Source organism: Pseudomonas sp. MHK4, assembly GCF_054600775.1.
Window position 1 is genome coordinate 61322 of the sequence record NZ_BAAIAK010000017.1, and the last position, 23516, is coordinate 84837.

Below are 23516 nucleotides of genomic sequence, written 5' to 3' on the forward strand. Positions count from 1 at the left end.
GTTATTAATAGCAAACTCACCAGTCCAGTAATAAAAGCGAATATGCCGAACAATCTTTCAGCACCCAATGGCCCGGGCCGCCCCAAGGATCTGGCCAAGCGCCAGGCAATTCTCGATGCAGCGAAAACGCTGTTTCTGACCAAGGGCTACGCCAACACCAGCATGGATGCCGTTGCAGCGCAGGCCGGGGTGTCGAAGCTGACGGTCTACAGCCACTTCAACGACAAGGAGACGCTGTTCTCCGCTGCCGTGGTGGCCAAGTGCGAGGAGCAATTGCCGTCGCTGTTCTTTGAATTGCCCGAAGGCGTGGCCGTGCAAACGGTGCTGCTGAACATCGCCCGCGGCTTTCACCAGCTGATCAACAGCGACGAGTCGGTGAACCTGCACCGGTTGATCATGGCCCTGGGCAGCCAGGACCCGAAACTCTCGCTGATCTTCTTCGAGGCCGGACCACAGCGCATGCTGCATGGCATGGAGCGGTTGCTGGCGCGGATCGACGAAATTGGCGTGTTGAGTATCGATAAACCGCGCAACGCGGCGGAACACTTCTTCTGCCTGCTCAAGGGCGCGGCGAATTTTCGGCTGCTTTATGGCTGCGGTGAGCCGCTGACCGGCGATGCGGCCGAGAGCCATGTGCAGGAAGTGGTGGGGTTGTTCATGCGGGCTTATCGGCCTGAGTCAGCCTGATGGATTTGCAGTGACTGCACCGACGCATTCGCGAGCAAGCCCGCTCCCACAGGGGTTCGAGGCGTTACACAAATCCCTGTGGGAGCGGGCTTGCTCGCGAAGCAGGCGACTCGGTCTTAGGGCTTGAGCGCTTTCTTAGGATAGATGTCATACCGGCTGGACTTGCCATCCAGCGCATGACTGGGCTTCGGCCCTTCGATGCACGGTGCCTTGCGCGGGCGCTTGACCACAACCCGGTGGGTGGCCAGGGCCAGTGCCGCGTCGAGCAATGCCGGCGCATCCGGATCATCCCCCACCAGCGGCCGGAACAGGCGCATTTCCTTCTTCACCAGTGCGGTTTTCTCACGATGGGGGAACATCGGGTCGAGGTAGATCACCTGCGGCGGCTCGCCCTGCCAATTGCGCATCACCTCGATCGAGTTGCCCTTGAGCAAGCGCATGCGCGCCACGATGGGCGCCACGTCGAAATCTTCCGCGCCCCGGGCCAGGCCATCTTCGAGCAAGGCACCGATCAAGGGCTGACGCTCAATCAGGCTCATCTCGCAGCCCAGGCTGGCCAGCACGAACGCATCCTTGCCCAGCCCTGCGGTGGCATCCAGCACACGCGGGCGCACGCCTTGGGCAATGCCGACGGCCTTGGCGATCATCTGCCCGCTGCCGCCACCGTACAACCGGCGATGCGCCGCGCCACCCTCGACGAAATCGACCCGCACCGGGCCGGGCGCATCCGGCCCCAGCTGTTGCAGCTGCAAACCCTGGTCACCCACCTGCAACGCGAACTCGCCATCCGCCACTTGCAGCGGCAGGCCCAGGCGCTCGGCCCATTGCTCGGCCTGGGGCTCGAAGGCCGCGCCCAGCGCCTCGACATGGATGCGGCAGGCCGCTGGTTGATCAATCATCGGAAAACACGCTCAAAAAATTAATGATCGGCAAAAACGGCCGATAACAAAACTATCGAGCATTTTGCCAGAGCTGAGCGTCGACCGAGAGAAATGTCAGACATTCAACCCACAATCACAGGTTTTATCTCGCCCTACGGCGACTACAACCTGCGCAACACCCAGGCGCTGAGCGGCGTCAGTCACCTCTGGCAGGATTTCTTTGCCCGTGCGCTGGCCGAACAGTCGGGTGAAGCCGTGCTGCCTGAGTCGTTGAATTTTCCCCCGGTCGATCTCGACAGCGCGGTTGAGCCCACCGTTGGCAGCGACTTGCTGGCGCACATCGTTTCCCAGCGTGAATGCGATGTGAAGGACACCGAAGTCCGCCCGCCTGAGCCATTGTTCCTGCCGATCGCCGAATTCGAAATGGACCTGGCCGACAAGCCGTTCCCGCCCTTCCCGCCTGAAGAAATCGTTGCCCAGCAAAAACAGCAGGACTTCGAGAGCGGTTGGGTGCGTCCGATCGTCCTCACCGCCGGCCAGCCGCTGCCAGAAACAGGTCCGGCGCCGCAACCGCGTGCGCTGCACCTGCCCATTGCCGAGTTCGAACTCGAGCTGCTGGACAAGCCCTTCCCGCCGTTCTCGCCTGAAGAACTGGTGGAGCAACAGAAGCAGCTCGATTTCGACAGTCGCTGGGCACGTCCGATCGTTCTGCAGAACCTGCGCTTGGCCGCCTGAGCCTCAACGACAGACCCACCACGGCCCGACATCCACGTGAAAGTGATTGCGATGGGCGGCGTTGTAGTCCGGGCTCAACACCACACTGAACAGGCCACAAGCACCATCGCGGACCTGCCTTAGAAACGCGGCGTCCTGGTTATCCTTCGGCCAATCCTTGAGCACGCTGATGGTCCGACCCTCAGCCAGGCGAAACCCGGCGATATCCAGGGCATTGGCCGACGCATGCTGGCTACGCCTTCCATTCTCGCGACCGTAGACATTGCGACAGGCAAAGCTGCCGAGGTGATCGACCCGCGTGACCGCTTGCCCGTAGACCGCCTGCGCCGCGGGCTGCAGCGCGTGATGCTCGAACAGGGCGAACGACACCGCCAAGCGGCAACTGGCGAGGAAACTGCTGCTCAGGGCCACGTCACCGCCCAGGACACGCAGGGTATCGGTCAGCGGACATTTGCCGTCCGGGCTGTCGGCCTGACGGGTCACACGTAAACCAGAGCTGCTCAACGCCTGCCTGCACAGCTGTGGGTCATCGCGCAGTCGCATCAGTTTGTAGCGGGTCAACAGGTTAGGCGCGGCCTTCACGTCCAGCGGTGCCCAGGGGTTCCACTGCGACGGCAGCGAGATCCAGCCGCGCCACACGCCCGCTCCTGCTGCTGCGATGACCAATAGCAGCATCAGCAGCCAGCTGCGAAACCGCATCGTCAGCCTTTGAAAAACTGATTGGCCTGGGCGTACGGCATGGAGCGCGTCGTGAAGTCGAACGTGCCCGACGTCTTGATCTCCTCGGCGGCACGATAGAACTCGCCTAACGCCGCCAGGGCCAGCGCCGAGCCGACACTGATGCGCTTGACGCCCATTTCGCCCAGTTGCTCGACCGTCAGCTTCAGGCCGCCGGACATCAACACGTTGACCGGTTTCGGCGCCACCGCGCGGACCACCGCCAGTACCTCTTCAGCGCTACGCAACCCCGGTGCATACAACACGTCGGCACCGGCTTCGGCGAACGCCTGCAAGCGGCGAATGGTGTCGGGCAAATCCGGATTACCGTGCAGGAAATTCTCGGCCCGGGCGGTCAGCGTAAAGTCGAAAGGCAAGCTGCGGGCCGCCGCGACGGCGGCCTCGATACGCGCCACGGCATGTTCGAAGCAATAGATCGGACCTTCCGCACGGCCGGTGAAGTCTTCGATCGAACCGCCGACGGCACCGGCCGCCGCGGCCGCCAGAATGCTTTGTGCACACTCGGCGGGATCATCGGCAAAGCCGTTTTCCAGATCGACCGCTACCGGCAGGTCGGTGGCGGCGACAATCGCCCGAACGTTGGCCAGGGTGTCGTCCAGCGTCAGGCCGCCATCGGCGCGCCCCTGGGAAAAAGCGTAACCGGCACTGGTGGTCGCCAGCGCCTCGAAACCCAGGCTGGCGAGCATTTTCGCCGAACCGGCATCCCACGGATTGGGAATCACAAATGCCCCTTGGCGTTCGTGCAGTGCTCTGAACGCTTGGGCTCGACGGGTTTGCGCATCCATTGGCAGGCTCCTGTGAAGGGAAACGAGTCCGCTGTCAGAGCAAGCCAAGTTGCTCGGCCGCGGGCTCTCTGTATAGCTCAGGCAGCGCCGGCAAGCCAGGCAGTCGCCGCATCAGGCGAGTGTGAAATCGTTGCGCCAGTTTCGCCGCGAGCACATTGTCGGCGGTGTGCAGGAAGATGTAGGGCGAACGGCCCTCTTCGATCCACAGGGCGATTTTTTCCACCCACGGCTCCAGGAACGGTTCGTTGACTTCAAGCTGCGGATGACCGATGAAACGTACCTGCGGAAATTGCGTGAACGCTGCCGGACGTGGCGGCACACGGGGTTTCTTCGCTTGGGCGCGAAGTACCGAGGGCTCGGTCGAGGTACAGCTGAACAGCGCTCGCGGATCGAGGCATATACGTTCAACGCCGCGATCGAGCAGAAGGCGATTGAGTTCGCGCTCACTATCCCCCTTGGCGAAGAAGTCGTCATGGCGCACTTCTACGGCCAGCGGTCGTTGCAGGCCATCGATAAAACCGGCCAGTTCGGGCAAACGCTGTGGCGTGAAGCTTTTCGACAACTGCAACCACAGCGGCGAAACTCGCTCACCGAGTGGGCTGAGCAATCGGGTGAAGGTTTCGGCGGCGGTCAGTTGTTCGCGAAGGTCACCGCCATGGCTGATGTCACCGGGGAATTTGGCGGTGAAGCGAAAATGCTCGGGCATGGTTTCAGCCCAGCGCTGCACCGTGCTGGCAGCCGGGCTCGCGTAGAAGGTCGTATTGCCTTCCACGGCGTTGAACACCTGGGAATACAGATCGAGAAATTCCGCGGGCCTGGCATCTGCTGGATACAAATAATCGCGCCAGGCGCTTTCACTCCAGGACGGACAACCAAGGTAGTAAGGCAGCATCAGATGTACAGGTCGAGGCCCAGCACTTGCGCATCCCAATCGACGAAACTGGCGGTGCTCAGGTAACTGGCCAGCGCCGTTGCCACGCTCTTGCTCATCGCGCGGTGATAAAGCATGTCCTGCTGACGGGCGGGAAGATTGCTCAGCTTTTGCGCGGCGGCCTTGGCGGCACGGGAAGCCAGTTGTTCTTCGCTGGCAAACTCCAGCTCACCCTCGATATCGACGGACTCGTCATGCACTACCTGGTCTTTGCGAGGCTTGCGCTTGATGGGGTAGGACTGAGAGGAAACGCCGTCTATACGCATAGGTGCATGCTCGGTATCAGTAATGGCAGTCTAGTGGCACCTAAGCCACATCGCAAACCGCCCAGTGATAACTAGAACACATAAAAGGCAAAAGGTTTAAAAGCTGGAGTTACAAACTGACGATTGGCTTTGTCAGATAGATCGCCTTCGCGAGCAAGCCCGCTTCCACAGGGTGAGTGGGGATCCTGTGGGAGCGGGCTTGCTCGCGAATGGGACGACACGGTTTCGAGTATTAACGCGCCTTCGGCGTCGCTACCTTGTCCCGCAAATAAACCGGCTGCGCCTCATCCGCCACGATCGCCTCGCCACGCGCCCAGGCAAATTGCGCCAGGGTCAGCAAATCTTCGGCATGGGGCAACATGCCCGCGTCCTGGCCACTCAGGCTAACGGCGATGCGCTCGGCATAACCCCAGCCGGTGCCTGCACCGAACCATTGGCCACTGGCATCGGCCGGCAAGGCAGCCGACTCCGGTGGCAACACCGCTTCAGCGCCAACCAGGCGCATCTCCCCCGCCGTTTCGCGGTAGCAGCCCCAATACACCTCGTCCATGCGCGCATCGATGGCCGCCGCGACCTGACTGGCACCGTGTTCGCGGTAGGCGCGTTGGGCCAGCACGGCCAGGTTCGACACCGGCAATACCGGGCGATCGAGTGCAAACGCCAGGCCTTGCACCACACCGATGGCAATGCGTACGCCGGTGAACGCGCCCGGCCCGCGACCGAAGGCAATGGCGTCGACCGCTTGCAGGGTGGTGCCGGCATCGGCGAGCAACTGCTGGATCATCGGCAGCAGCTTTTGCGCATGCAGGCGCGGAATCACCTCGTAATGGCTCGTCACTTTGCCGTCATGCAGCAAGGCAACGGAGCAAGCTTCAGTCGCGGTGTCCAGGGCCAGCAAGGTGCTCATCGATGTATCCACAAGAGTGATCGGAAAAAGTGCGTCAGTATAAACAACTACGGCCCGCAAGCGGGCCGTAGAAGATCAAGCGATTTTTCAGCTCAGCGCTGCAAGCACCTTGGCGGTGATTGCTTCAACCGAACCGACACCTTCGATATGGCTGTACTTCGGCTTGCCATTGGCAGCCGACAGCTCCTGGTAGAAGGCCACCAGCGGCTTGGTCTGCGAATGGTAGACCGACAGGCGATGACGCACGGTTTCTTCGGTGTCGTCCTTGCGCTGTACCAGCTCTTCACCGGTGATGTCGTCCTTGCCGGCAGTTTTCGGCGGGTTGTAGACGATGTGGTACACGCGGCCGCTAGCCTCGTGAACACGGCGACCGGCGATACGCTGCACGATCTCTTCGTCTTCAACGGCGATTTCAACCACCGCATCCAGCTCGACACCGGCAGTCACCAGGGCTTCAGCCTGGGGAATGGTGCGCGGGAAGCCGTCGAACAGGAAACCGTTGGCGCAGTCGGACTGGGCGATACGGTCCTTGACCAGGGCGATGATCAAGTCATCGGACACCAGGCCGCCGGCATCCATGATGCTCTTGGCCTTGATGCCCAGCTCGGTGCCGGCCTTGACCGCAGCACGCAGCATGTCGCCGGTGGAGATTTGTGGAATGCCGAATTTTTCGGTGATGAACTTAGCCTGAGTACCTTTACCGGCCCCGGGAGCTCCCAGCAGAATGACGCGCATCGATGTGCTCCTCAATTTTTTATTTAGATAACGTCAGATTCGCCTCGTGGGGCCAATCTCAAAAATAGGGTCGTGACCGCCCAAAACGGCCAAAGGCTGCTCAAGATACACAGCAGGCTGCGCCCACACAAGCCGCCAAAAGTCGGAGAAACCGCTGCCTGTCGTGACCCCGAAGCCTGGTTCCCCAAGTCGCAACCCCATCATTAACTGTCGCCTGGCAGCACTTTTTAACCCGCCATTGCAGCGCATCCGACGCCCGCGCCGGATGCCCCAGACCACGGCAAAACACCTCAGCCGGTGTTGCGCAAACCGGCGGCAATCCCCGCCACAGACACCAGCAACGCCTGTTCTACCGGGCTGTCCTGTGCCACATCCGGTTGCCGCGAGCGTGCCAGCAACTCGGCCTGCAATAGATGAAGCGGGTCGAGGTACGTGTTGCGCAAACGGATGAATTCAAGGGTGGCTGGGCTATGTGCCAGCAGCTGCGACTGTCCGGTCAGCCCGAGAACGATGGTGCATGCCTGCGACAATAGGTCGCGTAAATGCGCACCCAAAGGCAGCAAGTCTGGCTCAACCAGCCGCTCGTCGTAGGACCGGGCAATATCCGCGTCGGCCTTGGCCAGGACCATTTCCAGCATGTCGATGCGGGTGCGGAAGAACGGCCATTGCTCGCGCATCTGCGCAAGCAAGGCGCCTTCACCGCGTTCAAGTGCCTTGCTCAGGGCCGCTTCCCAGCCGAGCCAGGCCGGTAGCATCAGCCGTGTCTGGGTCCAGCCGAAGATCCACGGGATGGCCCGCAGGCTTTCGATCCCGCCGGCACGGCGCTTGGCCGGACGACTGCCCAGCGGCAGGCGCCCCAGTTCCTGTTCCGGGGTGGACTGGCGGAAATACTCCACGAACTGCGGATTTTCCCGCACCACGGCGCGGTAGGCGCTGACACCGTCGGCGGCCAGTTCGTCCATCAAGTGGCGCCACTGCGGCGTGGGCGGTGGCGGCGGCAGCAAGGTCGCTTCGAGTACCGCGGCCAGGTACAGGTTGAGGTTTTGCTCGGCGATGTCGGGCAGGCCGAACTTGAATCGAATCATTTCTCCCTGCTCGGTGGTGCGAAAACGCCCGGCGACCGAGCCTGGTGGCTGCGACAGGATCGCCGCGTGGGCCGGGCCGCCGCCACGTCCCACGGTGCCACCACGACCATGGAACAACAGCAGTTCCACTTGTTGCTCGCGGCAGATATCCACCAAGCGCTCCTGCGCCCGGTACTGTGCCCAGGCGGCCGCCGTGGTCCCGGCGTCCTTGGCCGAGTCGGAATAACCGATCATCACTTCCTGCGGGCCTTGCAGGCGCGAGCGATAGCCCGGCAGCAGCAACAGCTTCTCGATCACCGGGCCGGCGTTGTCGAGGTCGGCGAGGGTCTCGAACAGCGGCACCACGCGCATCGGCCGCAGTACCCCGGACTCTTTGAGCAGCAATTGCACAGCCAGCACATCAGAAGCGGCACCAGCCATGGAGATCACGTACGAGCCCAGCGACGCCGCTGGCGCAGCGGCGATTTCCCGGCAGGTCGCCAGCACTTCGGCGGTGTCGGCCGAGGGCTTGTAGTGGGCCGGCAGCAAGGGCCGCCGGTTATTCTGTTCACGCGTCAGGAAGGTGATGCGCTCTTCTTCGCTCCAGTCTTCATAGCGACCCAGGCCAAGGTAATCGGTGATTTCGGTCATGGCCGCGGTATGGCGCGACGAGTCCTGACGCACATCGAGACGCACCAGGAACAGACCGAACGTCACAGCCCGGCGCAGGCAATCGAGCAACGGACCGTCGGCAATCACGCCCATGCCGCACTCATGCAGCGAGTGATAGCACAGCTCCAGCGGATCGAGCAGGTCTCGGTTGTTCTGCAACACATCGGCCGGTGCAGGCGTCGGGGTCGACAACGCGGTGTGCGCCCAGTTTCTGGTCGCGCGCAGGCGCTCGCGCAGCTGCTTGAGCACGGCACGATAAGGTTCGGCGCTGTCGCCGGCCTTGGCCTTCAATGCTTCACTGGCCTGCTGCATCGACAACTCGGCAGCCAGGTGATCGACATCGCGCAGGTACAGATCGGCCGCCATCCAGCGCGCCAGCAGCAGCACTTCCCGGGTCACCGCCGCTGTCACGTTGGGGTTGCCGTCGCGGTCGCCACCCATCCACGAGGCAAAGCGAATCGGTGCCGCTTGCAGTGGCAAATGCAGGCCGGTAGCAGCGTACAGGGCCTGGTCGGCCTTGCGCAGGTAATTGGGGATCGCTTGCCACAGCGAATGCTCGATCACCGCGAAGCCCCATTTGGCTTCGTCGACCGGGGTCGGGCGTGTGCGGCGGATTTCTTCGGTGTGCCAGGCTTCGGCGATCAGGCGCTGCAACGTCGACTTGATCTGCTCGCGCTCGGCGCTGGTCAGGTCGCGATGGTCCTGGGCCGCCAGTTGCGCGGCGATGGCGTCGTATTTCTGGATCAGCGTGCGGCGCGCGACTTCGGTTGGGTGCGCGGTCAGCACCAGCTCGATTTCCAGCCGTCCCAGTTGCCGGGCCAGGGCCTCGGCGCCATGACCTTCGGCGCGCAGGCGTGCGAGCAACTCCGGCAGCACCCGCGCCTCGAAGGGCGCGGCCTGGGATTCTTCGCGGCGGTGAATCAGCTGGTACTGCTCGGCGATATTGGCCAGGTTGAGAAACTGGTTGAACGCCCGCGCCACCGGCAGCAACTCGTCCTCCGCCAGCTGGTTGAGGCTCGCGCTCAGCTCGGCGTCCATGGAGCCGCGACGGTCAGCCTTGGCGCCCTTGCGGATCTGCTCGATCTTGTCGAGAAAGCCGTCCCCGTACTGTTCACGAATGGTGTTGCCCAACAACTCACCCAGCAGGTGAACGTCTTCGCGCAAGCGTGCATCAATATCGGTCATCAACAGTTCTCCAGCGAAAAATCCGGTCGACCAGGAACCTTAAGAGTGCCGCTCCAGACCGGTTCTTACAAGCAAGACGACGAAGGGCCTTTAAACCTTTGGCGTTGAAGCTAGTCTCAAGAGTACGCCGTACAACGGCTGTCGCCGGCGACTGCCGGACATTCCCCGCCTGCCTGGAGCAGGAGCGCAATGAGGTCATTATGAAAATCCGCGAGCTTGCCAACCACTGGGAAGAAAACGCCAAAGGTCGCCTGACCGACACAGGCTATTCGATTCATCTGGACGTGGAGGCTGCCGCACGGCTTGCGGCGATCATCGAAATGTACCCCAAGCGGCATCCCGAAGAACTGTTGGGCGAACTGATCGGTGCTGCCCTGGAAGAACTGGAAAAAAGCTTCCCCTATGTGAAAGGTACGACCGTGGTCGCCACTGACGAAGAAGGTGATCCGCTGTACGAAGACATCGGTCCTACCCCACGTTTTCTGGCGTTGTCGCGCCGTCATCTGCACGACTTGTCGACCGGTAACGACAAGCAGAAACACTGACTTACCCCCTTCTGAAAACTACTGTTCGCGCCCCCTTCGAGGGGCGTGATCAGCAGTACTCATCGCCACGATCCTCGATATAGAGCCCTGCCCATTGCGTCGAAGTTTTTTTCGGTAGCAGGCTAATTTCTCTGAACTTTCAAAAAACGCCTCGGGTCAACCCAGTAACCACGCCTGGGACGGCCGTATCAAAACGTCCCCAAAACGCAAGCTCACGGCTCCTTGCCCAGGATGGATGTTCACGTTTCTCAGGAGTTAGCCCCATGGAGTTGAAAACGATGAAAACCCGAACTGGCAAATCCTCTTCCCTGCACGGCCTGAAAATGGCGGCACTGGCTATAGGCGGCAGCCTCGTATTGGCCGGTTGCGCCGGCAACCCACCCAGCGAGCAATTCGCCGTCACCGAGTCCGCGGTCAACGATGCCGTCAGCGCCGGCGGTACCGAATTCGCTGCGGTGGAAATGAAGGCTGCGCAGGACAAGCTCAAGCAAGCCGAAATTGCCATGCACGACAAAAAGTACGATCAAGCCAGGACCCTGGCCGAACAGGCTGAATGGGATGCTCGCGTCGCCGAGCGCAAGGCCCAGGCGATGAAAGCCGAACAGACTGTGAAGGACTCTCAGAAAGGGGTTCAGGAACTGCGTCAGGAAAGCCAGCGCACCGTTCAGTAACGGCGCGGCCCGACGTATTTCTTTTCGACTAAAAGGACGAAACCATGATTTCCAAACAAGTGATGATCCCTGCCCTGCTGGCCGCAAGCGTCGCCCTGGCTGCGTGCTCCACGCCTCCGAACCCCAGCTTGGAACAGGCCCGCACCAACTATTCCGGCCTGCAAGCCAACCCGCAGGCGAGCAAAGTCGCGGCGCTGGAAACCAAGGAAGCCAGCGATTACCTGGACAAGGCTGACAAAGCCTATCTGGACAAGGAAGACGCGGCCAAGGTCGACCAGTTGGCCTACCTGACCAACCAGCGAGTGGAAGTGGCGAAACAGACCATCGCCCTGCGCACCGCCGAAGCCAACCTGAAAAACGCTTCCGCGCAACGGGCCCAGGCCCGTCTGGACGCTCGCGACCAGCAGATCAAACAGCTGCAGGACAGCCTCAACGCCAAGCAAACCGATCGCGGCACGCTGGTGACCTTCGGTGATGTGCTGTTCGCCACCGACAAGGCCGAGCTGAAATCCAACGGCATGATGAACATCAACAAACTGGCGCAGTACCTCCAGGAAAACCCGGACCGCAAGGTGATCGTCGAGGGTTACACCGACAGCACCGGCACCGCCTCGCACAACCAGTCGCTGTCGGAACGCCGCGCCAGCTCCGTGCGCACGGCGCTGGTGAAGATGGGTGTCGATCCGACGCGCATCGTCGCCCAGGGTTATGGCAAGGAGTATCCGGTGGCGGATAACACCAGCGTCTCGGGCCGGGCCCAGAACCGTCGGGTGGAAGTGACGATTTCCAATGACAACCAGCCGGTGATCCCGCGCTCGGCGGTGAGTGCCAACACTCAATAATTGGCCATAGCGCAAAAACCTGTGGGAGCCAGCCTGCTGGCGATAGCGGTGTATCAATCAACATCAATGTTGAATGTTCAATCGCAATCGCCAGCAGGCTGGCTCCCACAGTTGATTTCTGTTTACTGCTCTAGCTTCTGCGGGGTTTCCTGGCCCATGCAACGCACGGCTTTTTTCCGGTCGTTGATCAATACGCCGGTCAGGCCTTTCTGCTCGGTATCAAATAACACCAACACCCCATCAATGCACTGCGCCACTTGCGCCGCCGGCTCCAGGGAGACTTTGTAGTCTTCGCCAGGCACGGTCTTGAGCATGGTGAATTCATTGAGCAGCAACGCATCCTCAGGCTTGGCGAAGTGCAGGTAGCCGTACCACCACAAGGCAGCGACGGTGCCCAGGATGCTGCAGATACCGGTGATGATCAGCGGAATGGCGTTGCGTTCTTCACTCATTGCGGGCTCTCATGTTCAGAATGTTCGGGCGCCGGGTAATTGGGGATTTCGCCCAGCCGGCGCAGGCCGTTGAAATGCTGCGGGTCTTCAAGAAAACGCAGCATGACCTTGCGCCAGACCGGGTCGGCGAATGTCTGCACGTGGCCGCCACGGGTCAGTTGCAGCACTCTCGGCGGCGGCGCAGCTTGATACAGTCGGATGCCGTTGGAAAGAGGCACGATCGGATCGTCGATGCTGTGATAGATCAGTTTCGGCACGCCGTTGAGCTGCGCCATGGAGTTGATCGCGCTGTCGCCATCGGGCACCAGCCACGACAACGGCACCTGGAACGCCCAGAACACCCATGAATTGCTCAGCGCATAACGACCGACACTGCGGTAACTGGCCGGTACGCCATCGAGCACAAACGCCTTGAGCTGTTTTTGCCGCTCGGGGTGTTGCACCAGGTAGTGGACGGCCATCGACCCACCGAGGCTCTGGCCTAGCAGGACCAGCGGCTTGCCCTTGACCTCGGGGGCCTGGTCGAGCCATTTGAACGCGGCGTCGATGTCCTGATAGATCGCCGGCAGGCTCGGCTCGCCCTCGGACAAGCCGTAGCCGCGATAGTCCACCAGCAGTACCTGGTAACCCTCTTTGGGTAACCACCAGCTCCCGCCCAGGTGCATGGGCAGGTTACCTCCGTTGCCGTGCAGGTGCAGCACGGTGCCCTTGACCTCGACACCCTTCTTCGCCGGCAGCCACCAGGCGTTCAGCTTGAGGCCGTCGGCGGTGATCAGGGTGACCTCGCGGTATTCGAGCTTGGCTTTTTCCGGAGTGAACAGCTGGCCGGGTTCGGGGTAGAACAGCAGGGAGCTGCAACCACCCAGGGCCAGGAGAAGGCAGAAGATGCCGAGGATTCTCATCCGTTGAAACCTCGCAGAGCGTGAGTGGATTTGCCGCACAAACCTGTAGGAGCTGGTTTGCCAGCGATTGCCCCACCGCGGTGTGTCAGATGCACCGCGTTATCGTTCTTCGCTGGCAAGCCAGCTCCTACAGGGGTTCTTCGCTCACAAAATATTGGAGTAATCCGCCTCGATCCGGTCCAGGCTCAGGTGGTTAAGGAAGTTGGAAAAGCACATCCACGCTGACAACGCGTTCATGTCTCGGAACTGTTCCGGCAGGTACTTGGGCGGCACCACCAGCCCTTCGTCCACCAGCAGGCGCAAGGTGCGCATGTCTTCCAGGGTGGTCTTGCCGCAGAACAGCAACGGAATCTGCTCCAGCTTGCCCTTGCGCACCGCCAGCTGAATGTAGTTGTAGATCATGATGAAGCCCTTGAGGTAGGACAAGTCTTTGGTAAAGGGCAGACCTGTCGGCACCGAGCCACGGAAAACGCGACTGGCGTTGCTGTAGCTCTCGGGCATCTCGAAACCTTGTTCGCGGAAGAACTCGAACACCTGCAGGAAGTCCGCGCCCTCCTCCACCATGTGAATGGCACGAGTGCGGTTGGTCAGTTTGCGCAGGCGGCTCGGGTAGGAGGCGAAGGTGATGATCTCCATCAGGATCGCCAGGCCTTCCTGTGTCACTGTCGACGAGGGTGGGCCTTTGGCCAGGAAGGTGCAGATCGGCTGGTTCAGGCCGTTGAGCGTGGTGCCGACGTGCACCAGCCCTTCGTGGACTTCCAGAGCACGCACGTCGCGCTGGTTGAACATCGCGTCGGAGCGAATCTTGATGTAGTCGGCGCCGGCCGCCGCATCGGCGACGATCCCGTCGGACTCGAACACCCGGATGGTTTCCTCCGCTTCGCCAAACACCTTGTTCAGGCGATGCTGCAACATGTCGACTGCATCCTTGGCCGTCAGCGTCTTCGGTTCATCTTTCAGATCGCCACGACCGTCGATGTTATTCAGGTATTCGGACAACATCATGCCCAGGTCGGACAACGTCGGGTCGCCAGCGTGGAACGCGTCGGACGCAGCGCCATACAACTCCTGGGATATCAGGCCGAAATCCTCGGTGCCGCGCGCTTCGAGCATGCGCACCACCATGCGGTATTCCTTGCACATGCGGCGCATGATCTGCCCGACCGGGTTGAACTGGCCAAGCTGGCGGGTGATGTCGCGCTCGATGTTCTGGAACTCCAGCTTCACCTTGCTGGAATCGAAGGCCAACGGACGGTTGAGATAGTAGTCGCGGTCCACCGCCGGCATTTCCTTGCCCTTGGCCTTGAGGAAGCCCTTGCGGATGCTGTCGTCCCATTTGACCGCATCGAGGACGCGGATCGGCGTCTGTGCCAGCACAATGCGATCGGACAAAATGCGTATCGACTGCTGGTAATCGTCCACCCGAAACTCCTGTAGAAATCTTCTGTGCTGGATTACTTGGCTTTGGCCTGGCGCTGGTAACGCACCACTTCGACGAACACATCGGAATTGGCCGGGTCGTCGAGGTAGGCGAATACCTGGTCCATCTGGCTGTTGATCAACACGCCATCGCCGTCGTCGGTCTGAAAGCTCTCGCCGCTCAAGACGTTCTGTCCCAGGGCCTGTTTGATCTGTTCGAGGTCGAGGTTGTACACCACCAGTTCGTGTTTGTCGGTGAGTTCGAACCCGCCAATGGTGTAATGTCCGCCGAACCGGGCCGGCACTTTCGCCGAAAGATACCAGCGGCTGCCATGGCGCGACACGGTGAAGGGATAGGCTTCGCGCTCCTTGGGTTTGGCCCTGAAGTAGCTCACCGCCTGATAGCGATTGTCGCCGATGCGCGTCAGCTCCAGGTTGACCGGCTCGCCCCAGGCGTTGGTGCTGGTCCATTTGCCGAGCAACCCTTTGGGCACGGGCTCACTCGTGGGCAGCGGCTCCTTGAAGGTCACCAGGCAGCCACTGAGCAGCAGGAACGACAAGGCGATCACTACGACGCGCCAGACTCTCATTCAACACTCCCTTGAAGATCACTGCGCCTTTGTAGGGGATCGCGTTATACCGACGCCAGCACCAGGTGCATATAACGCGTCAGGATACCGAGCATTTCCTCCTCGGCGCCCGGTTGGGCGTCGTTGAGCAGGCCCTGATATTCCATCCGTCCGATTATCGCCGTCAACACTTTGGCATCCTGTTGCGGTTCGCGCGAACCCAGCACCTGGAAAAGCTGGCAGGAGCCCTGCAGCAGGATCTGCTGATGGGAGCGCACCAACTCGGCCAGGCGCGGATTCAGCAGCGCTTCCTGACGGAACGCCTGCTCGGCCATCAAGTGCTCGCGACGGGTTACCAATTGCCGATGAACATACTCTGTCATCAACCGCGCAATGTCGTCCGCCAGTTTCGAACGCGCCTGGGGGCTGCCATCGCCACTGGCGATCATGTCCCGCAGCAGGCCCTCATTGTTCACCCACAGCTTGGCCATGTACGCCGCGCTGCGTTCCACGTATTGGGCGAAGGTATCGGTGAGGAGGTCATCGATATCCTTGAAATAGTAAGTGGTCGCCGATAATGGCACTTCAGCCTCGGCGGCCACCGCACGGTGGCGCACAGCACGTACGCCATCACGCACGACGATGCGCATCGCGGCGTCGAGAATGTCCTGTCGACGCTGCTCGCTGCCCTGCCGGCTGGCCTTGCGACCCTGGTACTGAACACTTTCAGCGACCGCAGTGGCGATACCCGCTGCACCTTCTTGAGCTATTGCAGAGTTCACGACAGGTATTCCTCTCTACTTCAAAAGTAACTATTTGATACGTTTGTACCAGACAGGCAATAAAAAGCCGCCTATTTCAGGCGGCTTTTTTATTGAAACACTTACGCTTGCGGCCGCATGTGCGGGAACAGGATCACGTCGCGGATCGACGGGGAGTTGGTCAGCAGCATCACCAGGCGGTCGATGCCGATGCCTTCACCCGCCGTCGGCGGCATGCCGTACTCCAGCGCGCGAACGAAGTCGGCGTCGTAGTGCATGGCTTCGTCATCGCCGGCATCCTTGTCGGCCACCTGCGCCATGAAGCGCTCGGCCTGGTCTTCCGCGTCGTTCAACTCGGAGTAGGCGTTGGCGATTTCACGACCACCGATGAACAGCTCGAAACGGTCGGTGACGTTCGGGTTCTCGTCGTTGCGACGGGCCAGCGGCGACACTTCGAACGGGTACTGGGTGATGAAGTGCGGCTGTTCCAGCTTGTGCTCGACCAGCTCTTCGAAAATCATCACTTGCAGTTTGCCCAGGCCTTCGAAGCCCAGCACCTTGGCGCCGGCCTTCTTGGCGATGTCGCGAGCCTTGTCGATGTCGTTCAGGTCGTCGGCGGTCAGCTCAGGGTTGTACTTGAGGATCGAGTCGAATACCGACAGGCGCACGAACGGCTCGCCGAAATGGAACACCTTGTCGCCGTACGGCACGTCGGTGCTGCCCAGGACCAGCTGCGCCAGTTCACGGAACAGTTCTTCGGTCAGGTCCATGTTGTCTTCGTAGTCGGCGTAGGCCTGGTAGAACTCCAACATGGTGAATTCAGGGTTGTGACGAGTCGAAACGCCTTCGTTACGGAAGTTGCGGTTGATCTCGAACACTTTCTCGAAACCGCCAACCACCAAGCGCTTGAGGTACAGCTCTGGCGCGATACGCAGGAACATTTCCATGTCCAGCGCGTTGTGGTGGGTTTCGAACGGCTTGGCTGCCGCGCCACCCGGGATGGTCTGCAGCATCGGCGTTTCCACTTCCAGGAAGTCACGCTTCATCAGGAAGCTGCGGATGTGGGCGATGACTTGCGAACGCACGCGGAAGGTCTGGCGTACGTCTTCGTTGACGATCAGGTCAACGTAACGCTGGCGATAGCGCTGTTCGGTGTCGGTCAGGCCATGGTGCTTGTCCGGCAGCGGGCGCAGGGATTTGGTCAGCAGGCGCACGTTGGTCATTTCAACGTACAGGTCGCCCTTGCCGGAACGGGCCAGGGTGCCTTCGGCGGCGATGATGTCGCCCATGTCCCAGGTTTTCACCGCAGCCAGGGTGTCTTCGGACAGGGTCTTGCGGTTGACGTAGACCTGGATGCGACCGGTCATGTCCTGGATCACCATGAACGAGCCACGGTTGAGCATGATGCGACCGGCAACCTTGACCGGGATTGCAGCCTCTGCCAGCTCTTCCTTGGTCTTGTCCGCGTACTGTTTCTGCAGGTCATTGCAGTAGTTTTCGCGGCGGAAGTCGTTCGGGAAGGCATTGCCCTTGGCGCGCTCGGCAGCAAGCTTTTCCTTGCGCAGGGCGATCAGGGAGTTTTCTTCCTGTTGCAGGGCTTGCGGGTCGAGTTCTAGGTCGCTCATGTCTTTAAATATTCCATCTGGTTCGTTGTCCCCGGCCTGCGGCCGGGGATCGCCGGCAAGCCGGCTCCTACAGGGGATCGCGGTGTGTCAGTGTATTACAGACCGGATTTCAGGCTGGCTTCCAGGTATTCGTCGATATCGCCGTCGAGTACCTTGTCGCAGTCGCTGCGCTCGATGTTGGTCCGCAGGTCCTTGATGCGCGAGGCATCGAGGACGTAGGAACGGATCTGGTGACCCCAGCCGATGTCCGACTTGGTGTCTTCCAGCGCCTGGGACGCGGCGTTGCGTTTCTGCATTTCCTGCTCGTACAACTTGGCCCGCAGCATTTTCATGGCGGTGTCCTTGTTGGCGTGCTGGGAACGTTCGTTCTGGCAGCTGACCACGGTGTTGGTCGGTACGTGGGTGATACGTACGGCCGAGTCGGTGGTGTTTACGTGCTGACCACCGGCACCGGAGGAACGATAGGTGTCGATCCGCAGGTCTGCCGGGTTGATCTCGATTTCCACCTTGTCATCGATCTCGGGGGAAACGAACACAGCAGAGAACGAGGTGTGGCGACGGTTGCCGGAGTCGAACGGACTCTTGCGCACCAGGCGGTGCACGCCGATTTCGGTACGCAGCCAGCCAAAGGCGTATTCGCCCTTGATGTGCACGGTCGCGCCCTTGATACCGGCGACTTCACCGGCCGACAGCTCCATGATGGTCGCGTCGAAACCGCGTTTATCGGCCCAGCGCAGGTACATGCGCAACAGGATGTTGGCCCAGTCCTGTGCTTCGGTGCCGCCGGAACCGGCCTGGATGTCCAGGTACGCGTTGTTCGGGTCCATTTCATGGCTGAACATGCGGCGGAATTCCAGCTTGGCCAGACTTTCCTCGAGACGGGCCAGCTCGGCGACGACATCGCCCACTGCGCCTTCGTCGTTTTCTTCGACGGCCATGTCCAGCAGGTCTCGGCAATCGGCCAGACCGGTGTTCAATTCGTCGAGGGTGTCGACGATCTGCGCCAGCGCAGCGCGCTCGCGCCCCAACTCCTGGGCGTATTCAGGCTTGTTCCAGACACTCGGATCTTCAAGCTCGCGATTGACTTCAGTCAGACGCTCATGCTTTTGATCGTAGTCAAAGATACCCCCGAATGGTTTCGGAGCGCTCGGACAGGTCCTTGATGGTGTTAAGGATCGGGTTGATTTCCATGGCGGGCAGCACTCGTTGGCGAACTTTTGAAAGCCGGCGAGTATACCGTAATCAGGCTGCCACGGCAGCCCGCCTGGCGGCTATGAGTGGAAAACCGTTCGGTCAGAGCGGGACAGCCACGATCGTTACCCGTGCACAGAGGCGAGGCAGGACTGTAACTCCGACCCGGGGTGTACCAGCGACACCGACAGAAAGTCTATCCACTGCGTGTTGAACACCACGAAACTTTTGTAGGAAATAACATCAATAAATACGGACCGATCCTACTAAGTAAGTGATTGCTTAATGGAAGAAGCTTTCCTATAAATACACAACGAAGACCAAGCACAGTTAATCGACCCACGACAACACTCTCTACGACACAACACCAACCGTTCGAGCCAACCCTAGAAAAAGAAGACCATCAAAAAAAACAAAAAAATTAAAGGACCACCATGAAAACCACCAGCAGAATAATAATCATAGGCTTTGGCAGTATTGGCCAAGCGTTACTCCCACTGTTAGCGGAAAACTTTAACGCAGAGATAATCATCTTCGACAAAGAAACAGACAGACTCCGTCTAGACATTGCAAAAGAGTTCTCTGCGACGCTAACAAACAAATCTATAGATCAAAATAACCACACCGAAATTTTATCCCCACTTCTCAACAACAACAGCTTTCTTTTGAACCTGGCAGTATCAGTGTCGAGTATAGCCCTAATAGATCTATGCCAACGCTTCGATACGCTTTATTTGGATACATGCATAGAGCCTTGGGACTACGACAACAAAGATCACGGACTGACAAGCAATTATCAGCTAAGGAAAGAGCTAAAAGAATACGCACAATCCCAAAAGTTGAATACGACGGCAATAGTTGCACACGGAGCTAACCCTGGCTTTATTTCCATACTTCTCAAAAAAGCGTTACTTGAGATGGCAATCACCAACAACATAAAGGACGAACCAACCACCCAGCATGAGTGGGCCAAACTATCAGAAAAACTCGAGATACAGGTCATTCAAATTTCAGAACGAGACACGCAAGTCACATCAAAACAACGTGAGCCGAGTGATTTTTTATGCACCTGGTCTGTTGATGGCCTTATAACCGAATGTTTACAGCCTGCAGAGTTAGGATGGGGATCCCATGAAGAGCTAGTGCCTCACGGAGCCAAAATCAATGGCCACTCTTTAGAACTTCTCGAACAAGGGCGTGATGTCAAAGTTAAAAGTTGGTCCCCCAACCATTTAGAGTTTGATGGATTTTTGTTAACACATAATGAGTCCCTTTCAATTGCTGAATACTTGACCGTAGGCACTCCTACCTCCTTTAAATATCGACCTACAGTTTATTATGCTTACCACCCTTGCGACCAAGCCATAGACTCTATGCAGCTACTTAACAATGGGAACGAAAGTAAAATCACATTAAAAGAAGTACTGAAAGACGATATAGTATCTGGCATTGACGAACTCGGGATATTTTTGATCAGCAAAAAATATAAATCCTTCTGGCTCGGCTCTAACCTTTCCATAGGGAAGGCGAGAAAAATGGCGAAGTACAACAGCGCCACAAGCCTACAAGTGACTTCAAGCATAATAGCTGGGATGAAGTGGGCTGAACAGCACTCCGAAGCAGGGATACTAGAATCTGAAGATCTTGACTGGCAGTATATCTTCGACTTCACAGAAAAATATTGGCAACCACTAGTCACACAAGAAACTGATTGGCGGCCCAGCCTTTTCAGCGACACCTTGTTTTTTCATAACTTCCGCACGCTCTAAAAAAACAAATAAACGCAAAGGAGTTACAGAATCATGGATATGACAAAAACAGCCAATAGTTTCGGAATCCGCTCAACACCTGATGCTTCGGTGATCCTAGCCGACTTCAAATTCCCTCATACCGAATTAAGTGAAACTGAGCGCTTCGAATGGAAAGAGGTATTATTTGATTCAATAATCACCGAGTACGATGCTCGACGTTTGTATTGGCATCTAAAATCCAAAAATCAAGACTATTTCTCAAAGATGGTAGATGTCCTCAACCCATGGCTGAGGGACGAGATTGATCATGCTTACGGCTTCGCCCTGATTTACTCATCCTTCACAGGCATTTCACTCGATGAGGTTGTACTGCAGGCTGAAATTAGAAATTCTAACTTCAATGCGATTAATTCAATCATCAGCGACGCATTCAAACTACTCGTGACAATGGCATATGACGAGATAATCACCACACACGTTTATCATCGCAGCATAATAAAATACGACAGCTTTAACTCCAAACAGTTGTCTTCCTGGATTAGAAAAGCAAAAAAAGATGAAGCCACACATTTCTTTTCTTTTGTGCAAAAAGCCAAAGACCTATTCCCCCACCGAAATAATGAAATACCATCGATACTCGAAGAGATCTTCCGTATAGATTTTGAAAAGCAAAACTATTCTGGAACATTTGTCTTAGACCACAACACGTCAGACTTCCCGATCTCCAAACAAGAAATTAAAGACCTGATCATTCCTGCCATTATAAAAAAATTCAGCGCGTAAAATTCACCCTTTCAGGAATAAAGAAAATGGACCAACCCTTTTTAACCAAGAGAAATTGGAGTTCGCGAGCTCTTTTCAAAGAGATTTTTGACAGCGGATGGGAAAACCCAGGAATCGATCAAAAATACAGAGATTTTTTCATGGCAGATTTATTCTCAGAATATGACTCCATAAACCTTTATCATCACCTACATTCCCGCAGGTCGAAATTCTCACCGTACTTCGTTCAGTATTTAGACTTATGGTTTGCAGATGAAAGAAACCATACCGAGGGTTTCTTCGAACTCAATCGTCTTTTATATGGTACAAGTGAAGAAGAGCTAACTGACCAACTAAAGATCAGAACACCTAACTTTGAACATTTAGAAGAAGTACTGAGCAGCGAGCTCAGCCTGCTGCTGATGTTCGCTTATGATGAATTTGCTTCTGTCAAAACATACAAAAAAGACATATTTTACAGCGAGTTCGGACACCCGCTCTTCGAAAAATGGATTGCGAATCTTATTTCAGACGAAGCCATACATTTTGGAAATGCGATTAAAATACTCAGACGCCATCACTTACCAGCGTTGAACAAGGCTGAAGAGATACTTCACAGCATCGTTAAACTCGAAGAAAACGCCTACCAAAACACCTTTCTCCTTGACCATGACGGCCCTCACTTTTCGCTCGAACCCAACGAGCTCGGCAACACTATAACAGAAGCAATCCTATCAACCCTGGCCAAAGGTAAAACATGAAAAACCATTACTATATGGCAGCAGCACTAATACTCATGATCTTCGGCGAAATACTCACTATCTATAGCGAAGTTTACGCCTCGAAGCTACCTGGTCGCCCATTGGAAGACCCATTGATATTTATCAAACCTATAATACTTATCTGCATCGCAGGCATTAGTTTGATTTTTGCTTATTGGCTTGGCTATCAGGCAACCGGAAACATCTGGGTAGTGACAGTAGCATCCCTCACGCTGCTACTTATACTGGAGCCAATAGTGATATATGCGATGCTAAAGGAACTACCTGAAAGAGGCGCACTAATCGGATTTATTCTCGGAGCTACCGGACTTATTGCCACAGTCACGCTATGACATAATCTCGAGGCGAACAACGATGTCAAACCTGGAAAAGGTAATGATCTGCACTATCTGCGGCTATCAATACAACCCGACGCTAGGCGACCCTGAAAATGGAATACCAGCGGGCACCCCTTGGGAAAATATCGATGAGAACTGGCTATGCCCGGATTGCCAGATGCCCAAAGAAGACTTTGAGGAAGTGACAACTTAAAAGCAAGCCGAACGATTAACCAAGGACTCTTATTATATTGACAGGTTGTATCTTCAGCCTTCGACAATACAACCTGTACAAATACATTATTCAATCCCCACCTGATTCCGCCCATTGTGCTTCGCCAGATACAGCCCCTTGTCCGCCGCCGAGATCAATTCCCGGCAATTGCTGCCTGCCGTCGGGGTGATGGTCGAGAGGCCGATGCTGATGGTCAGGCTCGAGCCTTCGGTCGGGGCTATATGCGGGATCTTCAGCGCTGCCACGGTCATCCGTAGTTTTTCCGCCACCAGGCGCGCGCCGCCGAGTGAGGTGTTGGGCAGTACCAGGGCGAACTCTTCGCCGCCGTAGCGGGCCGGCAGGTCGGAAGGTCGGGCGCAGGCGTCACGGATCGCCGCGGCGACCTGGCGCAGGGCTTCGTCGCCTTCCAGGTGGCCGAAGGTGTCGTTGTAGGTCTTGAAATAGTCCACATCGATCATCAGCAGCGACAATTGGCTCTGTTCGCGCAGCGAGCGGCGCCATTCCAGCTCCAGGTATTCATCGAAATGCCGACGGTTCGACAGCCCGGTCAGGCCGTCGGAGTTCATCAGGCGTTGCAGCACCAGGTTGGTGTCGAGCAACTGCTGCTGGCTGACCCGCAAGGCGCGGTACGCCGCATCACGCTGCAGCAGCGTCATGTAGGAGCGCGAGTGGTAGCGAATGCGCGCGACCAGTTCGATGTTGTCGGGCAGCTTGACCAGATAATCGTTGGCCCCGGCCGCGAACGCCGCGCTCTTGATCAGCGGGTCTTCCTTGGTCGACAGGACGATGATCGGAATGTCCTTGGTCGCGGGGTGTTTGCGGTATTCGCGCACCAGGCTCAGGCCGTCGAGGCCGGGCATCACCAGGTCCTGCAGGATCACCGTCGGCTTGATGCGCACGGCATGGGCAATGGCCTGGTGCGGGTCGGCGCAGAAGTGGAAGTCGATGTTGTCTTCGTTCGACAACCCGCGTCGAACTGCCTCGCCGATCATGGCCTGATCGTCCACCAACAGCACCATGGCGGCATTTTCGTCAGTCTTGAAGTCGTCGAGCTGTAATTCATTCATGTGCGTTCACCTGAAACTACTTGGGCCAGGATTGCTGTT

The 23516-nt window shown here is 58.0% G+C and carries 26 protein-coding genes; 10 read left to right on the forward strand and 16 right to left on the reverse strand.

Features of this window, described 5'->3' with window-relative positions; all coding sequences use genetic code 11:
* Nucleotides 1-42: 42 nt before the first annotated feature.
* Nucleotides 43-687, forward strand: coding sequence for a TetR/AcrR family transcriptional regulator (locus ACYP2Q_RS28635; RefSeq protein ID WP_459733533.1), 645 nt, complete (start codon nucleotides 43-45; stop codon nucleotides 685-687).
* Between the two features lie 116 nt (nucleotides 688-803).
* On the opposite strand, the gene ACYP2Q_RS28640 is transcribed toward ACYP2Q_RS28635, so the two are convergent.
* The gene (locus tag ACYP2Q_RS28640; protein WP_459733534.1) at nucleotides 804-1586 is read right to left on the reverse strand and encodes a class I SAM-dependent methyltransferase; all 783 of its coding nucleotides are present in this window, start codon (nucleotides 1584-1586) and stop codon (nucleotides 804-806) included.
* 93 nt (nucleotides 1587-1679) lie between these two features.
* Between ACYP2Q_RS28640 and ACYP2Q_RS28645 the strand changes: the two genes are divergently transcribed.
* The gene (locus ACYP2Q_RS28645) at nucleotides 1680-2303 is read left to right on the forward strand and encodes an energy transducer TonB (RefSeq protein ID WP_459733535.1); all 624 of its coding nucleotides are present in this window, start codon (nucleotides 1680-1682) and stop codon (nucleotides 2301-2303) included.
* Nucleotides 2304-2306: 3 nt separating this feature from the next.
* Here the strand turns inward: ACYP2Q_RS28645 and ACYP2Q_RS28650 are convergent, their stop codons facing one another.
* The 7 genes from ACYP2Q_RS28650 to ppc form a co-directional block, all read right to left on the reverse strand.
* A complete protein-coding gene (locus tag ACYP2Q_RS28650; RefSeq protein WP_459733536.1) occupies nucleotides 2307-3002 on the reverse strand; it encodes an extensin-like domain-containing protein in 696 nt (231 codons plus the stop codon).
* A 2-nt stretch (nucleotides 3003-3004) separates the two neighbouring features.
* The gene (locus tag ACYP2Q_RS28655; RefSeq protein WP_459733537.1) at nucleotides 3005-3826 is read right to left on the reverse strand and encodes an isocitrate lyase/PEP mutase family protein; all 822 of its coding nucleotides are present in this window, start codon (nucleotides 3824-3826) and stop codon (nucleotides 3005-3007) included.
* A gap of 34 nt (nucleotides 3827-3860) precedes the next feature.
* Nucleotides 3861-4721: a DUF72 domain-containing protein gene (locus ACYP2Q_RS28660; protein ID WP_459733571.1), complete on the reverse strand. Its 861-nt coding sequence runs from the start codon at nucleotides 4719-4721 to the stop codon at nucleotides 3861-3863.
* Entirely contained in the window at nucleotides 4718-5023 is a 306-nt protein-coding gene (locus tag ACYP2Q_RS28665; RefSeq protein WP_274077188.1) for a hypothetical protein, read from the reverse strand. The genes ACYP2Q_RS28660 and ACYP2Q_RS28665 overlap by 4 nt, the downstream gene beginning before the upstream one ends.
* A 232-nt stretch (nucleotides 5024-5255) precedes the next feature.
* Nucleotides 5256-5930, reverse strand: a complete 675-nt coding sequence (gene tsaB, locus ACYP2Q_RS28670; protein ID WP_459733538.1) for a tRNA (adenosine(37)-N6)-threonylcarbamoyltransferase complex dimerization subunit type 1 TsaB — start codon at nucleotides 5928-5930, stop codon at nucleotides 5256-5258.
* A gap of 87 nt (nucleotides 5931-6017) precedes the next feature.
* Nucleotides 6018-6665 (reverse strand): adenylate kinase, encoded by a 648-nt coding sequence (gene adk, locus ACYP2Q_RS28675; protein ID WP_459733539.1) that lies wholly within the window; start codon nucleotides 6663-6665, stop codon nucleotides 6018-6020.
* A 290-nt stretch (nucleotides 6666-6955) separates the two neighbouring features.
* Nucleotides 6956-9586: a phosphoenolpyruvate carboxylase gene (ppc, locus tag ACYP2Q_RS28680; RefSeq protein WP_459733540.1), complete on the reverse strand. Its 2631-nt coding sequence runs from the start codon at nucleotides 9584-9586 to the stop codon at nucleotides 6956-6958.
* Nucleotides 9587-9786: 200 nt separating this feature from the next.
* Between ppc and ACYP2Q_RS28685 the strand changes: the two genes are divergently transcribed.
* The 3 genes from ACYP2Q_RS28685 (at nucleotide 9787) to ACYP2Q_RS28695 (ending at nucleotide 11644) form a co-directional block, all read left to right on the forward strand.
* Nucleotides 9787-10131 carry a pilin assembly protein gene (locus ACYP2Q_RS28685; protein ID WP_459733541.1) on the forward strand — a complete coding sequence of 115 codons (345 nt, stop codon included), beginning with the start codon at nucleotides 9787-9789 and terminating at the stop codon, nucleotides 10129-10131.
* A gap of 263 nt (nucleotides 10132-10394) precedes the next feature.
* The gene (locus ACYP2Q_RS28690) at nucleotides 10395-10802 is read left to right on the forward strand and encodes a DUF4398 domain-containing protein (protein ID WP_459733542.1); all 408 of its coding nucleotides are present in this window, start codon (nucleotides 10395-10397) and stop codon (nucleotides 10800-10802) included.
* 47 nt (nucleotides 10803-10849) lie between these two features.
* Entirely contained in the window at nucleotides 10850-11644 is a 795-nt protein-coding gene (locus ACYP2Q_RS28695; RefSeq protein ID WP_459733573.1) for an OmpA family protein, read from the forward strand.
* A 122-nt stretch (nucleotides 11645-11766) separates the two neighbouring features.
* Here the strand turns inward: ACYP2Q_RS28695 and ACYP2Q_RS28700 are convergent, their stop codons facing one another.
* The 7 genes from ACYP2Q_RS28700 to prfB all read right to left on the reverse strand — a co-directional run bounded on the left by ACYP2Q_RS28700 (nucleotide 11767) and on the right by prfB (nucleotide 18563).
* The gene (locus ACYP2Q_RS28700; protein ID WP_459733543.1) at nucleotides 11767-12096 is read right to left on the reverse strand and encodes a hypothetical protein; all 330 of its coding nucleotides are present in this window, start codon (nucleotides 12094-12096) and stop codon (nucleotides 11767-11769) included.
* Entirely contained in the window at nucleotides 12093-12998 is a 906-nt protein-coding gene (locus tag ACYP2Q_RS28705) for an alpha/beta hydrolase (protein ID WP_459733544.1), read from the reverse strand. The genes ACYP2Q_RS28700 and ACYP2Q_RS28705 overlap by 4 nt, the downstream gene beginning before the upstream one ends.
* Before the next feature lie 144 nt (nucleotides 12999-13142).
* The gene (locus ACYP2Q_RS28710; protein ID WP_459733545.1) at nucleotides 13143-14420 is read right to left on the reverse strand and encodes a flavohemoglobin expression-modulating QEGLA motif protein; all 1278 of its coding nucleotides are present in this window, start codon (nucleotides 14418-14420) and stop codon (nucleotides 13143-13145) included.
* Nucleotides 14421-14452: 32 nt separating this feature from the next.
* On the reverse strand, nucleotides 14453-15007 hold the full coding sequence (locus ACYP2Q_RS28715) for a hypothetical protein (RefSeq protein ID WP_459733546.1): 555 nt from the start codon (nucleotides 15005-15007) through the stop codon (nucleotides 14453-14455).
* A 44-nt stretch (nucleotides 15008-15051) separates the two neighbouring features.
* Nucleotides 15052-15768, reverse strand: coding sequence for a TetR/AcrR family transcriptional regulator (locus ACYP2Q_RS28720; protein ID WP_459733547.1), 717 nt, complete (start codon nucleotides 15766-15768; stop codon nucleotides 15052-15054).
* A 101-nt stretch (nucleotides 15769-15869) separates the two neighbouring features.
* Nucleotides 15870-17372 (reverse strand): lysine--tRNA ligase, encoded by a 1503-nt coding sequence (lysS, locus tag ACYP2Q_RS28725; protein WP_274077199.1) that lies wholly within the window; start codon nucleotides 17370-17372, stop codon nucleotides 15870-15872.
* A gap of 95 nt (nucleotides 17373-17467) precedes the next feature.
* Nucleotides 17468-18563 (reverse strand): peptide chain release factor 2 gene (gene prfB, locus ACYP2Q_RS28730; protein WP_109790603.1). Its coding sequence is split into 2 segments (ribosomal slippage): nucleotides 17468-18490 and nucleotides 18492-18563, totalling 1095 coding nucleotides; the frame shifts between segments, so codons are not numbered across the junction.
* A gap of 434 nt (nucleotides 18564-18997) precedes the next feature.
* On the opposite strand from prfB, the gene ACYP2Q_RS28735 reads away from it, so the two are divergent.
* The 5 genes from ACYP2Q_RS28735 to ACYP2Q_RS28755 are packed head-to-tail and all read left to right on the forward strand — an operon-like array spanning nucleotide 18998 to nucleotide 22389.
* Complete coding sequence (locus tag ACYP2Q_RS28735; protein ID WP_459733548.1) at nucleotides 18998-20332, forward strand: saccharopine dehydrogenase NADP-binding domain-containing protein; 1335 nt, start codon at nucleotides 18998-19000, stop codon at nucleotides 20330-20332.
* A 33-nt stretch (nucleotides 20333-20365) separates the two neighbouring features.
* Entirely contained in the window at nucleotides 20366-21097 is a 732-nt protein-coding gene (locus tag ACYP2Q_RS28740; RefSeq protein ID WP_459733549.1) for a hypothetical protein, read from the forward strand.
* A 26-nt stretch (nucleotides 21098-21123) separates the two neighbouring features.
* Complete coding sequence (locus tag ACYP2Q_RS28745; protein WP_459733550.1) at nucleotides 21124-21837, forward strand: hypothetical protein; 714 nt, start codon at nucleotides 21124-21126, stop codon at nucleotides 21835-21837.
* Nucleotides 21834-22190, forward strand: a complete 357-nt coding sequence (locus ACYP2Q_RS28750) for a hypothetical protein (RefSeq protein WP_459733551.1) — start codon at nucleotides 21834-21836, stop codon at nucleotides 22188-22190. The genes ACYP2Q_RS28745 and ACYP2Q_RS28750 overlap by 4 nt, the downstream gene beginning before the upstream one ends.
* 22 nt (nucleotides 22191-22212) lie before the next feature.
* Nucleotides 22213-22389 (forward strand): rubredoxin, encoded by a 177-nt coding sequence (locus ACYP2Q_RS28755; protein ID WP_459733552.1) that lies wholly within the window; start codon nucleotides 22213-22215, stop codon nucleotides 22387-22389.
* An 86-nt stretch (nucleotides 22390-22475) separates the two neighbouring features.
* Here ACYP2Q_RS28755 and ACYP2Q_RS28760 read toward each other — a convergent pair whose 3' ends face one another.
* Nucleotides 22476-23477, reverse strand: a complete 1002-nt coding sequence (locus ACYP2Q_RS28760; RefSeq protein WP_323608729.1) for a PleD family two-component system response regulator — start codon at nucleotides 23475-23477, stop codon at nucleotides 22476-22478.
* Nucleotides 23478-23516: the final 39 nt, after the last annotated feature.